The organism is Flagellimonas flava (assembly GCF_050617915.1).
GTDB lineage: Bacteria > Bacteroidota > Bacteroidia > Flavobacteriales > Flavobacteriaceae > Flagellimonas > Flagellimonas flava_A.
In genome coordinates this window covers 563520-579209 of record NZ_JBODQE010000003.1, presented here as the reverse complement: position 1 = coordinate 579209, position 15690 = coordinate 563520, and the positions used below count along the sequence as shown (strand labels likewise).

The 15690-nt window shown below is 42.7% G+C and carries 7 protein-coding genes; 5 read left to right on the top strand and 2 right to left on the bottom strand.

Features of this window, described 5'->3' with window-relative positions; genetic code table 11:
- Positions 1-4: 4 nt before the first annotated feature.
- Positions 5-3034 (bottom strand): aminotransferase class III-fold pyridoxal phosphate-dependent enzyme, encoded by a 3030-nt coding sequence (locus tag ACRHOZ_RS11165; protein WP_431125642.1) that lies wholly within the window; start codon positions 3032-3034, stop codon positions 5-7.
- Positions 3035-3037: 3 nt separating this feature from the next.
- A complete protein-coding gene (locus ACRHOZ_RS11160; RefSeq protein WP_431125640.1) occupies positions 3038-5095 on the bottom strand; it encodes an MGH1-like glycoside hydrolase domain-containing protein in 2058 nt (685 codons plus the stop codon).
- 288 nt (positions 5096-5383) lie between these two features.
- On the opposite strand from ACRHOZ_RS11160, the gene ACRHOZ_RS11155 reads away from it, so the two are divergent.
- The 5 genes from ACRHOZ_RS11155 (at position 5384) to ACRHOZ_RS11135 (ending at position 15688) form a co-directional block, all read left to right on the top strand.
- Entirely contained in the window at positions 5384-5944 is a 561-nt protein-coding gene (locus ACRHOZ_RS11155) for an RNA polymerase sigma-70 factor (protein WP_431125638.1), read from the top strand.
- Positions 5945-6059: 115 nt separating this feature from the next.
- Positions 6060-7187 carry a FecR family protein gene (locus ACRHOZ_RS11150; protein WP_431125636.1) on the top strand — a complete coding sequence of 376 codons (1128 nt, stop codon included), beginning with the start codon at positions 6060-6062 and terminating at the stop codon, positions 7185-7187.
- A gap of 155 nt (positions 7188-7342) precedes the next feature.
- The gene (locus tag ACRHOZ_RS11145) at positions 7343-10654 is read left to right on the top strand and encodes a SusC/RagA family TonB-linked outer membrane protein (protein WP_431125634.1); all 3312 of its coding nucleotides are present in this window, start codon (positions 7343-7345) and stop codon (positions 10652-10654) included.
- A gap of 19 nt (positions 10655-10673) precedes the next feature.
- Positions 10674-12206 (top strand): RagB/SusD family nutrient uptake outer membrane protein, encoded by a 1533-nt coding sequence (locus tag ACRHOZ_RS11140; protein ID WP_431125632.1) that lies wholly within the window; start codon positions 10674-10676, stop codon positions 12204-12206.
- Positions 12207-12319: 113 nt separating this feature from the next.
- The gene (locus ACRHOZ_RS11135; protein ID WP_431125630.1) at positions 12320-15688 is read left to right on the top strand and encodes a VCBS repeat-containing protein; all 3369 of its coding nucleotides are present in this window, start codon (positions 12320-12322) and stop codon (positions 15686-15688) included.
- The last annotated feature ends 2 nt before the right edge of the window (positions 15689-15690 follow it).

Sequence of the window (15690 nt, the reverse complement as noted above, 5' to 3'; positions counted from 1 at the left end):
TTTGTCAATTAAGTTGCATAAAATCCTCAGCCAGAATTTTGCCCATGTGCAGCACCAATTCTTCAGCATTTTCCAAGGAAAAAACCATAGGAGGTTTAATTTTTAGGACGTTGTTGTCCGGGCCATCCGTACTCATGAGAATACCATGGTCTTTCATTCTGTTGGCCAAATAATCCGCTTTATCACCCAAGGGATTCAAGGCTTCGTCAACAAGTTCAATTCCAAGAAAAAGACCTTGCCCCCTTACATCTCCAATAACAGGATAGTCCTGGGCCAATTTTTGCAGTTTTTGTTTAAGGAATTCCCCCACCTCCAAGGCATTCTCCTGAAGTTTTTCGCGTTTAACCGTTCGTAACACCTCGGTTCCAATGGCGCAGGAAACGGGATTGCCACCAAAGGTGTTGAAGTATTCCATCCCATTGGCAAATTTTTCAGCCACCTCTTGTGTACAGACAACCGCCGCCAAGGGATGTCCGTTGCCCAAAGGCTTTCCAATAGTAACAATGTCCGGCACCACATGATGCAGTTGAAAACCCCAAAAGGTCTTTCCAACACGTCCACAACCCACCTGAACCTCATCCGCAATGCACAAGCCTCCAGCTTTTCGAACATGTTCATAAGCCCTCGCCAAAAATCCGTCTGGTAGTTCTATTTGCCCTCCGCAGCTGATAATCGACTCCAAAATCAATGCCCCAACCCCCCTTCCTTTGGAAGTTATCCGTTCAATAAGGGGAAGTATCTCATCCGCATATTTTTCACCTGAATCCTTGCCTCTATATTTTCCCCGAAATGCGTCAGGCAACGGAAAGATATGGGTGTACTCTGGTGCTCCCGAACCCCCTTTTCCGTCAAATTTATAGGAGCTGATGTCCACACACATGTTGGAATTACCATGATATCCAACTTCTGAAGCTATAATATCCCTTTGCCCTGTAGCCGCCCTTACCATGCGAATAGCCAATTCGTTGGCCTCACTTCCCGAATTCACAAAATGCAATACCGAAAGTTCCGGGGGCAAGGTTTCCAATAGCTCCTCTGCCAAAGTGTTGATATTTTCATGTAAATAGCGGGAATTGGTATTGAGCAAAGCCATTTGTTTCTGCCCAGCCTTTACCACGGCATAGTTCTCGTGACCCACATGGGCCACATTGTTTACAGTATCCAGATACTTTCTCCCATGTTGATCCATTAAATACTGTCCTGCCCCACGAACCATTTTGATAGGCACCTTATATTGTAGACTCAAACTTTTCCCCAGGTGTTTTTTCCGATAGTCCACCAAAGCATCATTGACCTTGGTTTGGGACGGTTCCAGTTTTGTATTCTTGAAGAGCAGATTAGGGTCTGGGCAAAGCCCTTTCCAAACATCCAGCTGGATGTAATAAGCCACTCCAGGGAAGTCATTTTCATTGCCCAGTAAGGATAGCATTAACTGAAAATGGAGATGTGGAGCCCAATTCCCATTTTCTGGGTAATTGCCCAAAAGACCAATACAGTCCCCTTTTTTTAAGGTATCTCCAACCTTATTCTTTGTGGCGCTGGCCACGGTCATATGCCCGTACAGGGTATAGAACTCTAGGTTGTTTACTTGATGTTTTAAAATAACCAACCCTCCATATTCCTTATCTCCGGCGTCATTTACCGCTGTAACCACCTCCCCATCAAATAGGGCATGGACTGGAGTGTTGGCAGGTAACCAAAAATCCACTCCTAGATGCACGGTTCTGCTTTCACGACCATTATTTCCCATTTTATCATAAGAGGACGTTCCGTATAACGCCCGAGGCTCCAAATAGCCTCCAGCAATTATCTTATTGGGGTGCTCTTTTTGCAGTTGCTCCAATCTAAACTGAAGAAAATCCAAGTCATTGAATTCTTCCTGATGTCCCACCCATTCACTGGAAACACTCAAGTCGATGGGAAGCACATCATCGGCTTCAATGGTGGGAAACAACTCCCTTAAAGAAAACTGAAGCCCCTTAGCCCACTGCCCAAACTCATTTTCTTTGGGATGGGAAGTGAATCCACATGCTTTTCTGAATGAGAAGTAGGCGAAGTCTGGATGAATCTGGTACCACTTTCTAAGTACCTCCCATGCAGGTTTTTCGCTAACAAGTAAGTACGTATTATCCGGCTCCTTGATTTTGTTTAGCGCCGATTTGGTAACGGAAATAACCAATCGCATGGCAATAGCGTGGTACAAATGTTCCAATTCCTCCTCTAAAAGAGGAAAAGATTTGTGGTAACCTGCGGCTATGGGCAATGCCGCCTCAAGCGGGTCATTATGATGCATGATGGCATAGGCACTTGCTACGGCCAAATCATTAATGGTTTGGGTGTAAATGGCATCACCATAATCAATAAACGCCCTTACCTGTGGCTCCACCAATTCCTCGGTTACAATAATGTTGTTGTCGTTCGCATCGTTGTGCACAACGGACTTCCGAAGTTTGGAATAGGAATCTTGGTTATTTTGGAAGGCATCAATAAAGTGCGAAAGAATCTCTTTTTCGTCATCTTCAAACAGGTTCAAATGGGTCTTTGTCCAAAGTGCTTGGGCCACGTCCCATTCAAATTCCCTATGTGCCATAGGATGGTCAAAGCCCTGCAAAGAATCGGTCAACCTGCCGCATTGCTCTCCCAAGCTAAACCGTAGGCTATCAAGTTGCGGATTTACACCACTCCACAAACGACCAGGAATCCATGTAAGCAGTCTCACTTTTCTAAGATTACCTGAAGAATCCTTGTACTCAGAAATTTCATTTCCATGCACATCTTTGACGACCAAGGGCGAAACAAGATTACCTTTTTGCGCTGCAACGTATTGCAGTAATTTTTGCTGATACCCCAAGTACCCAATGTCCTCGCCAACTCTTGAAACCTTAAGGATATAACCGTCACCATCCGGCACCTTGACCCTAAAGTTGAAATCAATTTCCCCAGGTAATGGAAAAATCTCTCCTTGAACATTAAACAGATTTTGGGCCAACTTCCCTGCTTCTTCGGTTGATATCTTCAACTTCTCGTATTCCATGTATTATTCGTGGTTTGTCAGTAGCAAAATTATATGGGCTGCACTCCAACTAAAATTTTTGGCGTAAAGTCCCTTTCCCGTTAAGGGATGGTAATTCTCGTAAATGGGCGCACCCTTTTCCATAAGTCCCTCAGCCCCCTGTAAAAGTTTTTCGGTGACCTCATTGGCCTCCTCGGTAAACCCGTAGTTCCTTAACCCTTTAATTCCAAAGTAAGCTTGATCTAACCAATTTGGCCCCCTCCAATATCCATTTAGGGGATTGAACAGGGGATGGTCTGCGGCCATGGTCTGAAATGGAACTTTCACATAAAACTTATTTGGATCCAACATTTGGTTCTTCACAGCTTCTGCCTGCTGGTTAGTGGCTACTTTTGCCCAAAGGGGAATCCATCCTTCGCTTCCAGCTCCTTTTACAAATTGATCCCCTCTTAAATTGGTGTCGTAGAACCACCCATCATCCTCATCATAAAATTGCTTTTGAATACGTTGTTTCAAATTCTCCGCTTCCATCTTCCATTGCTGGGCTTCATCCTTCAAATTTAATACCTGTGCCAAGCTTCCCAAATATAATTTTTCAGCGTATAAGTAGGCATTGAGGTCAACACTTTCTTGATCTAAGGAATATGCCCCTTCTGAATTTTTTAAAATCTTGGAATTATCAAAGCGAATGGCGTTGTCCATCCCACTTTCCCATTTGGCCGCAATGAGCGTCCCATCAGTGGAACCATACTCGCATAGGCCATCTTGGTCATGATCCCGATCCACGTACCACCACTCGTGGTATTTTTTTAGTTTCGGATACATTTCCTTCACAAAACTGGTGTCCGAATGCATTTGTGTGATCTTGGCCACGGCCCATGTCGCCAAGGGAGGCTTGGTATCCCGAAAGTTATGAGGTTCTATGGAGGTGTCACGGTATACACAATCCACAATGAAGCCATTCTCCAATTGAAAATCGAACATGGCCCTCATCTGGTCTTTTGCCAACTCCGGGGAATACAAGGATAATCCTGCCGCATGCTTCCACGAATCCCAAGACCAAAACCCGTGAAACCATTCATAGTGATAACTTGGAAACAATCCTTGGTGCTTTAATTCACCTGCCGCAATTCTCCAATTGTTCTGTAAGGTCAATTGGGCTTTTACAAGCAGCTCGACATATGAACTATCCTTAAATTTGATGGCAGCTTTTGATTGAACGGCGGCCAACTCCTGATCTTTTTCCATTTGGCGGGCATGTAGCAGGGAATCAAAGTTTACTTCATGAATCGCCTTTTTTTCAGTATCCCAAGCATACTCTGGAAAAATAAAGGATTGTGACACCAAAAATTTTCTTGATGAATTGGGAGGAATGGTTACGGTAGATTTTCTGGCCTTGTACGATAGACTATCTTCCAAAAGAATGCCGTCCACCCCATCCAAAAATTGAAGATATCCCACCGCATCACTCTTTTTTGAATTAAACTGAATTGTATTGTTTCTACTGGACAATTGCATGTCCAAATTAAAGACCACCCCTGAATATTCTAAATTAAGGGTAACGGCCTTAGTAGTCCTATTGGTAATGGAGGTGCGTTGCAAGGCGGTATGCCCGGACATAAAAAAAAGTTCCTGTTTCACTCCCAAGCTTGAATTTTCAAAAATTTGCTCCAAATGGCTGGGAAAGCTGCGTTGGGAAGTCAGGGACGATTTCCAATCCATTGCAACCTGGTCATTATCATCCCAAATAAGTTTTAGTTGAACGAGATTGGGGCTTAACCAAACCCCATTTTCCTGGGTCATTAAGAAAGGCCCACTAAAACTTCCGCCCTTCCCATCCTTGGGCATACCAAATCCAAACCAAGCCCCTTGATCAGAGAAAACCAGCATGTCCCTATCCCGAGGGTGTTTGGGTGCCCCGGTATAATCCAAGGTGTTTGCATAGTTGGAAATAAGAGGTGTCCGGTTTGTAGAACTATTGAAGGGCTCCCCTTGCTTACAGCCAAAAAGAAGGGTAATCAATACTAAAGATGAAAAGATAAATTTGTCCATACGCTCAGTGCCATAAGTGTATTTTCCCATGGTCTTTGATTAAAGGATTTATACCTCTTTCAAGCTATACGAACGACATTGAAAATCACAACAAAAGGAAAAGAATGTTGCTATTTTGGACGGATGCAATGTACAAAAAAAACCATTTTAACATCTGTTGGGAGGTAAAATTTTCGTTAATTCATAATTTTAATACCGGCTTGTTTCATCTTGGGCATTCATTGTAAGATAATACCCCAGAGCGATTTGGAATAGCTGGACAACTTATACCAAACCGGTACAGAAACTAGTTTTATTAGGTCTTTTAGCACAACCAACTTGGACTCTAATTCAATTATACAGGAAATACGGAACCAAAACCAATTTGTCTACAAAAAGTTCTTTGAAGACACCTATGCGGAATTGGTCCACTATGCCAATAGTTATCTTTTTGATCAAGGTTGGAGTGAAGATATTGTACAAGAGGTTTTTATCCATTTATGGGAAAAATCCAATTCCCTCGAAATCAAAAGTTCTTTAAAAGGGTATCTGTATGCCATGGTAAGGAATCGTTGCCTCAACTTTTTGAAAACCATAAAAATCACCGATGACGCCAATGTTTTGGATATGCAATCCATGCTTAGTGCCGAATATAATCTGGACGTATTTTCCGATGAGGACCTCAAAGTTATCCACCACCAATTGCTGAAGATTGTTGAAGGTCTTCCAACCAAAATGCAGCAAATTGTGAAGATGCGTTTTATTGAAAATTATAAGTATGTGGATATTGCCGAAGAATTGGGGATTTCCGTAAATACCGTAAAAACCCAACTTAAAAGAGCCAAGTTGAAAATTACCCAGCAAATGGCACTTGTTCTTGCACTATTGACCATCCATTGAGACCATCGAAATTGCGGTTTTAAATAAAATGAACCGCTATTTTTAAATTTTTGTTATTTTTTTGTCACCCATTTTGACAATTTGATTGTCTATGAAATAGAAAGTCAAATTAAAAATGGAATTTAAGTTAATTCTAAAGAAACTAAATAACACGCTTACCCAAGAGGAAGAACAGGTTTTTAAAGATTGGATTTCTGAATCCGACACCCATAAATCTTACTTTGAGAAAGTTCGTGAAAGCTACTCAAAATCACCCAATATTGTTGATATACAGAAAGGATGGGAAAAGATTAATTCCAAAATTCGTCCCCGTAAAGGTTTCTCCATGGTTTGGAAATATGCAGCAGCAGCAGCGCTGTTAGTATTACTGAGCCTCCCTTTTTTGCTCACAAATCAAGATTCCATACCAGAACCTACGACCAGCATCGTCAATGAGGTAATTGAAATCGGTACCGACAAGGCAACGCTTACCTTGGAAGATGGCACCAAAGTACCCCTCGAAAAAGGCAAGGCATTCAGTACCCAAGCCCTTACCAGTAACGGTCAGGAGCTCGTTTACTCCAATAAAGCTGAGACTTCATCCAAAGTTATAGTTTATAACACTTTGACTATTCCAAGAGGCGGACAGTTCTTCATTACGTTGTCGGACAACACTAAAGTTTGGCTCAATTCCGATTCTGAGTTGCGGTATCCAGTCAGTTTTTCCCCAGATCAGCCAAGAAAGGTTGAGTTGGTTTATGGCGAGGCCTATTTTGAGGTTTCTCCAAGCACACACCACAATGGAACCCACTTTTTGGTAGCCAGTCAGGAACAAGAAGTGGACGTTTTGGGTACAGAATTTAATATTAAGGCTTTCAAGGAAGATTCTTTTATAGAAACCACCCTGGTCCATGGGAAAGTGGCCGTAAGGAATGGCGAAAATATCAGTAACCTAAGACCAGGGTATCAATCTAGACTGGAGAAAGGCACCAATCAAATCAGCATATCCCAGGCAGATGTTTACAATACCATTTCATGGAAAAATGGACTTTTCAGTTTTAAAAATATGGCCTTAAAAGATATCATGACAGTCTTGTCAAGATGGTATGATGTAGATGTGGACATAATTAACCAAGGAGTTGAAGACATCACTTTTAATGGTGTTTTTAACCGAAATCAAGATTTGGAAAACATTCTTTCAATTATAGAAAATACGAACGAAGCAAAATTTACAACTAAAGGAAAAACTATTATGGTAGAATAAAAAAAGGGATGGAGCTTAGACCTGGACAATTTAAACGTCCATCCCTGTGTGTCGATCAATTAATTAAATATTAACTAACTAACGAATTCAAATTTATGAAAACAAAATTTGTTGGTCTACCTATTTTGTATAGGAAGACCCTTTTACTCGTAATTATGAGGACCTTTATTTTTCTATTTTGTATGGCAACCTTTGGTTTTACAACCAAAATAGGCTTCTCGCAAAATAAAAAGATAGTTGTCAACACAAGCCAAGAGCTCACTGTAGAGCAGGTTTTTGATCTCATTAGACAGCAAACAGACTACTCTTTTATTTATCGATCGGATTTATTTGCAAATGCACCCAAGGTTATGGTCAAAAAAGGGGAAACCCGGATTAACGACCTCCTTAAAAAAACCTTGTCCTTTGCTGATTTTGAGTATGAACTGTCTCCCGAAGGATCTATTCTTCTTATTAAATCAGAAAAACCTGCGACTCGGAAAAAGAAAAAGTACCAGCAGGAAATAACCGGTACGGTAACGGATAAAAATGGAACTCCCTTACCTGGAGCCTCTGTGCTTATTAAGGAAAATACCACTGTTGGCACCCAGACTGATTTTGATGGAAATTACTCGATCATGGTGCCAGGGTTTGAGTCCACTTTGGTATTTAGATACTTGGGCTTCGTGACCAAGGAGGTGGTCGTGGGTAATCAGACCACCATAAATGTTACTTTGGAAGAGGATGCACAAGGCCTGGAAGAAGTTATTTTGGTAGGTTTCGGTACGCAAAGAAAAGCTGAAGTAACCGCAGCCATTTCTTCAGTGGACATTGAAGAAATCCAAAAAATCCCAACCGCTGATGTCGCTACCTCCCTACAAGGTCAGGTGGCTGGTCTGAACGTGGCTATTGCTACCGGTGCTCCCGGAAGTGAGCCCATCATCCGAATTAGGGGATTGGGAACCATTGGTAACAACAATCCATTGGTGGTAATCGACGGTATTCCAGGAGACCTTTCGTATATCAACCCATCAGATATTGAGGACATCAGTATACTTAGGGATGCCTCAGCTGCAACCATCTATGGTTCCAGGGCCTCCAATGGTGTTGTCATTGTAACCACCAAAAGAGGTAGAACAGGTGACCCAAAAGTTACTATTGGATCGTATGCAAGCACCCAATGGTTTAGCAATGGGGTGGATGTGGCCAATAGGGCACAACACGATCAAATAAAGCTTGAAGCCTTCAATAACGCCGGAGAAACACCTGCGCCCTACTTGACCAGTGGTGCACAGTATGCTGACTCGGATTGGGTTGGAGCCTATATCGACAATGCTTTTGAACAAAAACACGATATCGGTATTACAGGGGGAACGGAAAATATGAAGTACAGCTTTTCGGCAGGATATTTTGAGAACACCGGAACCGTTGTCAATACGGATTTTAACCGTTTGAGTACCCGATTGAATTTGGATTTCACTTTGTTGGAAGGTAGACTTAAAATTGCACCCGGGGTAAGTTATACCCGGGAGAATACGGGTGGAATTTTTGAGCCAACCTCTGAAGGAAATGCCAGTTTCTCGCCTTTCTTGCAGATATATCAAACTTTGCCACACAAGTCCATTTTTGATGCGAATTCATTGAACGGTTTTGCTACACCTCCATCTGAGTTGGGGTCAGGAAACCCGGTTGGGGAAACAGAATTGAATGATAGAAATGATGAAGATGACTATCTACAGTTCAATGTTGCTGCGACTCTCAAACTATTTGACGGACTGGAATACCGCTTCCAGTACGGTGCCAACATTGAAAATACCCACTTTGCCAACTTTTTGCCCACCTACAATTTTGGGCCACAAGCGGTAAACGATAATCCTTCCCTGTCCGAAAACCGTACAAGAACCAATGAATGGACGTTGAACAACACCCTAAACTATCGCAAATCATTTGATAAGCACGATGTTGAAGTGTTACTTGGTATCTCAAGGGAAAAAAGTGAATTTAGATCAGCTGGGGGATCCAACAACGAATTGGCTTCCGATCAGTTAAGGGGACTAAGTGCCGGGATCGGTGATGAATCTTCTTTTGGTTTTAACTCCACCAGTACCTTGCAATCTTATTTTGGGCGGTTAAGCTATGATTTTGACGACAAATATTATGTCCAAGGAAGTGTTAGAAGGGATGGTTCTTCGCGCTTTGCTTCCACCAACAAGTATGGTACTTTCTATTCCGTTTCCTTGGGATGGGCGGTTCATAATGAGGAATTCTTTGATTCTGAGTTGATCAGCCAACTAAAACCACGATTTAGCTACGGAACCCTAGGAAACCAGCTTATTGGAGATCATTTGTTCCTAGCACGAATTGGTTCAGGAGGACAACAACTGAATTATCCTTTCGGAGCTGGGCAAAGCCAGCCCGTAGTTGTGGGAGCTATTGCAACTTCGTTTCCTACGCCTGATATCCAATGGGAAGAGACCGCTACCACCAACATTGGTGTAGATCTTGGACTATTGCAAAATCGAATTAAATTCTCATTTGATTACTTTACCTCTGAAACCACAGACATGTTGGTGAACGTTCCTATTCCCGCAACTTCAGGAATTACCTCTTTCCCACTGACCAATGGGGGTAACTTGGAAAACAAGGGTTGGGAATTTTCGGCTTCCTATAACAACGGATCGGATAGCGATTTCAGCTATAATATAAGTGCCAATATCAGTGGTTCTTCCAATGAAGTAACCAAATTGGGTATTGCGGATGAAGCCTTTACGGATGGATTTATCGAGTTCAACAATTTCCCAACCACCCGTACCGAGGTAGGCGGAGAAATTGGAAGGTTCTACCTGTTTGAAGCTGATGGAATTTTTCAGACCCAAGCAGAAGTTGATGCCCACGGGGTACAGCCCAATGCTGCTCCTGGTGATCTTCGCTTTGTGGATAGCAACGGAGATGGGGTACTTGACGATGATGACAAGCAATTCATGGGCAGTGGCCTTCCAGATTTCGAGTACGGTATCAATTTTAGTGCTAATTACAAGAATTTCGACATCAGTCTATTCTTCCAAGGCACCCATGGGAACAACATTTACAATGGGGTTAGAATGTGGTTGTACAGAACAGACAGACAAAATATGTCTGCTGACTTGTTGAATGCCTGGTCTCCCTCCAATACAGGAAGTAATATTCCAAGAAACATCTTTGGGGATCCCAACAACAACATTAGACCATCGAGCTATTTCTTGGAGGATGGATCGTACTTCAGGTTAAGAAATCTGCAAGTAGGATATACCTTCCCGGAAAAGGCCATGGGCAACCTTCCTATTGACAATCTTCGATTGTATGTTACCGCGACCAATTTGTTTACGATCACAGATTATTCCGGTTTTGATCCTGCCCTAGGTAATGGAGGAACCTTTAATAGAGGTGTTGATAGAGGTTTCTACCCTTTGTCCAAGTCACTTATCCTAGGTTTGAATCTTACACTTTAACAAAAAAATTGAAAACATAATGATCAAGATCATGAAAGAGAGCAAGTTAATTCTAGTTGCAGTATTGACCCTGCTGGGGATGTATTCCTGCAGCGATGATTTTATAGAAGTTGAAAACAGGGAGGTTCTTACCGAATCCAGTTTTTGGCAAACAGAAGACCATGCCCTTCAAGCCCTAACCGCCACCTATGCTGCTTTGCATAGCTCCAGCGGTAGTAAATGGGCCTTTTTTGAGGAAATATACACGGCCATGGCCTATAAAGCGGATGACATGGTGAACAATACCGCTGAGACCTACAGTAGGTCTTTGGCCAGTTTCACCAATACTACGGAAGAAAGCGGACCTTTCAATATTTGGCGAAGTGCTTACGCTGGAATTGGACGGGCCAACCAAATTTTACAGCAGGTTCCCAACATGGAAGCCCTTTCCCAAGAGAGCAAGGATGTTATCATGGGAGAAGCCAAATTCTTAAGGGCGTACTACTATTTTTGGTTGGTGACCGGTTTTGAAAATGTCCCCTTGGTAACCACCTATGAAGTGGATCCGGACAACCTTTTCCCCGGACAAGCAACACCAGCCGAGGTATGGGCTCAAATAGAAACGGATCTAGGCGAAGCCGAGTCCGCCATGTTAGTGGAACACTCTGGGGAATGGTTGGGAAGAGCAACCCAAGGAGCCGCAAAGGCCCTTTTGGGTAAAGCTTACCTGTTCCAAGAAAAATGGTCACAGGCCGAAGCCAAACTTGCCGAGGTAGTAGCTATGGACTATGCCTTGTTGGAAAATTATGCCGATAATTTTAACGGAAGTGCCGAAAATGGCAGTGAAAGTGTTTTCGAGATTCAGTTCACCGGTGATAGGGCCAATGGTAACGATGAGCGTCAAGTGTTCAATTTTGAGGTTTCCCCATACGCCTTTGGAGGATGGGAACTTTTTTATCCATCACAATGGTTGGTGGATGAAATGAGAACGGATGTTGACGCTATTGGAGATCCCAGTGATCGTGTTTACGCCAGTATCTTCTTTGACGATCCCGGTTCCCAAATGTACAGCCGCGATTCCGACGCAGAAGTGGCTTATGGCGATGTAGCTGGGGAATTGAATCACCCAAAATACTTCAAGAAGTATTCCTTCAACGAAGACACCAATTTTTACAATGGCACCAACATTACCATTATTCGTTTTGCCGATGTATTGTTGATGTATGCTGAAGCCCTTAACGAAAATGGAAAAACGGCTGAAGCCATTGTTGAAGTCAACAAAGTACGGGAAAGAGGTGGTGCAATTCCACTTGCGGGACTATCACAGAGTGAATTACGAACGCAGATTCGTCACCATGAAAGACCTGTAGAATTGTCCATGGAATTTGGTATTCGCTGGTTCGATTTGTATCGTTGGCAGCGAGGTAGCACTGCTACCGAGTCCATTAGAACGACCCTTGAAAATCATGGAAAACCATTTGCCGAGAATTTTCAAGACAAACATATACTGTATCCCATTCCACTTCAGGAGATCAACATTAATGAAAACCTTGATCAAAACCCTGGATGGTAAACCGATTGAGTTTAGTTTGAGTTAGTTTCGTGTTTGAGTAGCGTAACTTGCCACCTAGGGACAGTGAGCGGTCCTTAGGTGGTTTTTTATAAAAAACCATCAAGTAAAACCGAGTGAAAACAGAATTTATAGTCGCTCACCAACAAAGCAGGAGTATTTTGATCTACAGTAAATGCATTACATCCTACGCAATAATCCTATTAACCCTAATAGGTTTATCTTCCTGCTCTAAATCCAATGAAAAGCCCAACGAAGAGGCTCAAATCCTGTTTACGGAGATACCTTCATCCCAATCTGGGATAGGTTTCGTCAATGAAATTCCAGAAAACAGCGCCATGAACAGTATGGTCTACGAATACTTCTATAATGGAGGGGGCGTTGCCATCGGAGATGTGGATAACGATGGGCTACCTGATATTTATTTTAGTTCCAATCTCAAGGACAACAAATTATATAAAAACAAGGGCAATTTTAAGTTCGAAGACATTACGGCAAAGGCCAAGGTAGAGGGAAGTTTTGGCTGGACAACTGGAGTTACCATGGTCGATATCAATGCGGATCGTTGGTTGGACATCTATGTCTGCAAATCAGGAAAAGGAAAAGCCGAAAACAGGGCAAATCTGCTCTACATTAACAATAAAAATGGCACATTCACGGAAATGGCCGCTTCCTATGGCCTGGATTTCCCAGGTTATAGCACCCAAGCTTCATTCTTTGATTATGATAGGGATGGAGACCTGGATTTATTTTTACTAAATCATAACGTAACGCCCATCAATACCAATACACCAGAAGTTTTCAAAAATGAGGATAATGACATGGTCGGCGATCGCTTATATAGAAATGACAACGGAAAGTTCATCAATGTTTCCAAGCAAGCAGGAATTATTGGTAATTCATTAGGGTTTGGTCTTGGAGTTTCCATTGGAGATCTGAACAACGACGGCTGGCCGGACATATATGTGGGCAACGACTATATAGAACAGGATTACCTCTATTATAACAATGGGGATGGCACTTTTACCGAAGGTATCAAAACCTCCATGGGGCATACCTCCAACTTTTCCATGGGAACAGATATTGCCGATATCAACAATGACGGGTTACCAGAGGTTATTTCCCTGGACATGGTGGCAGAGGATAACTACGGAATTAAGACCAGTATGAGTGGGATGGACCCCAAAGCCTTCAACTATGCGGTAGAAAAGGGGTTTCACTACCAATACATGTACAATGCCCTGCACTTGAACAATGGGGACGGGCACTTTAGTGAGATTGCACAAATGGCCAAAGTTTCCAATACCGATTGGAGCTGGGCTCCACTGCTTGCCGATTTTGACAATGATGGGCTAAAGGATCTGTTCGTTACCAACGGACTCAAACGCGATTTCAGGAACAACGATTTTAAAAAATATAAGTTGAAGCGCCTGGAGCAAGCCCAAAACAACAATGAAAATATGCCGAAGGTCATTGAGGAGTTGATTCAAAAAACACCTCAGCGCAAAACAACCAACTATCTTTTTAAAAGTAACGGGGATTTGACCTTCACCAACAAAACAACGGACTGGGGCATACAAACTCCAACTTTTTCCAATGGCGCAGCTTATGGGGATTTGGATAATGATGGGGATTTGGACTTGGTCATCAACAATATAGACGAAGCGGCCACCGTATTGCAAAACAATAACAGTCAGAACTATATTCAGTTTGAATTTAAAGGTCCTCCAAATAACCCTTTAGGTGTTGGGGCAGTCGTTAACATAGAAACAGCAGACGGAAAACAACTTGCTGCCAATTATCCTACCCGTGGATATCAATCGGCAGTACAGCCCTTGGTGCACTTTGGTCTGTCACAGACAACTCAAGTAAAAAAAGCAGTTGTTATCTGGCCGGATGGCAAAACCCAAACCTTCAAAAATTTAGGGTCAAATCAACGGATGCTCCTGGATTATGGTAAGGCCACTGATGGGCAACAAGAAAAAAACCACATCACTGATTTACTTTTTCAAGATATTACCCAGATAGCCGAAATAGCACATGGACATACGGAAAACCCATATGACGATTTTGTTCTGGAAAGCCTATTACCACACAAAATGTCACAGGAAGGGCCCGCCCTAGCCGTGGGAGACATCAACAATGATGGACTGGACGACTTCTATGTTGGAGGTTCCAAAAACAACCCTGGAGCACTTTACGTTCAGAAAGAGAATGGTAAATTCCAAGTCCAAAATCAAGCTGTTTTTTCTGAAGATAAAATCCATGAAGATGTGGATGCCGTCTTTTTTGATGTGGACATGGATGGTGATCTTGATCTTTATGTGGCCAGCGGAGGTAACGAAGAAAAAGCAGGTTCCAACTATTATTTGGACAGAATTTATGTCAATGAGAGAGGATTTTTTGGTAAGATTTTAAACCCTTTTGACCAGCCCCTTTCCTCAAGTAGTTCGGTCGTTAGGCCCTATGATTATGATAAGGATGGGGATTTAGACTTGTTCGTCGGAGGTAGGCAAGAACCTGGAAAATATCCCTTATCCGGAACTAGTACTTTATACAGAAATGATACTGAAAATGGGCGTATCAAATTCACTTCAATGCACGAAGAACTCCCAAGTGATTTGGGAATGGTCACCGATGCAGCCTGGGCTGATGTGGATGGGGATGGCTATTCGGATTTGATTGTTGTTGGGGAATGGATGTCCATTAAAATCTTCAAAAATTATAAAGGCTCATTTTCGGACATATCCGACCGTATAGGCTTGGAAGATCTTACCGGTTGGTGGTTTAGTTTGGAAGTCGGGGATTTTGATGCCGACGGGGACATGGATTTTGTAGCAGGCAATCTGGGATTGAACTGTAAATATCAAGCTTCGTCCGAGGAACCATTCGAAATTTACGCCAAGGATTTTGATGAAACAGGATCCATGGACATTGTTTTGGGGTATCATCAAGAAGGAAAGCAGTTTCCGCTGCGAGGGCGTGAGTGCAGTTCCAACCAAATGCCTTTCATCAAGAAAAAATTCCCAACCTATCACGATTTTGCATCTGCCAGTCTGGAAGATGTCTATGGTAAAGAAAATCTGGCCACCGCAGTGCAATTCCAATCCAAAACCTTTGCTTCCACCTATTTTGAAAACCAGGGAGATGGTAGTTTTTCACCAAAATCTTTACCCAATTTGGCCCAACAAACGGCCGTACGGGAAATCATTGCTGACGACCTCACGGGGGACGGGCTGGAAGACTTGCTTCTTTTTGGAAATTTGTACGGATTTGAAGTGGAAACTCCCAGACAGGACGCCGGATACGGCCTATTGATGGAAGGAAATGGGAGTGGAAGTTTTGAACCCCAAATGCCATACAGCAACGGATTGTACGTCCCTGGCGATGTGAGCCGTGCATCCATATTAAGACTTGCCAACAATAAAAAGGGGCTTTTGGTGGCCAAAAACAATGATTATTTGCAACTAATTGAAATACAATAGTT

Bases quoted from the DNA above. Each gene is read 5' to 3' on its own strand.
- ACRHOZ_RS11165 (WP_431125642.1), bottom strand. From the start codon at position 3,034: ATGGAATACGAGAAGTTGAAGATATCAACCGAAGAAGCAGGGAAGTTG.
- ACRHOZ_RS11160 (WP_431125640.1), bottom strand. From the start codon at position 5,095: ATGGGAAAATACACTTATGGCACTGAGCGTATGGACAAATTTATCTTT.
- ACRHOZ_RS11150 (WP_431125636.1), top strand. From the start codon at position 6,060: ATGGAATTTAAGTTAATTCTAAAGAAACTAAATAACACGCTTACCCAA.
- ACRHOZ_RS11145 (WP_431125634.1), top strand. From the start codon at position 7,343: ATGAGGACCTTTATTTTTCTATTTTGTATGGCAACCTTTGGTTTTACA.
- ACRHOZ_RS11140 (WP_431125632.1), top strand. From the start codon at position 10,674: ATGATCAAGATCATGAAAGAGAGCAAGTTAATTCTAGTTGCAGTATTG.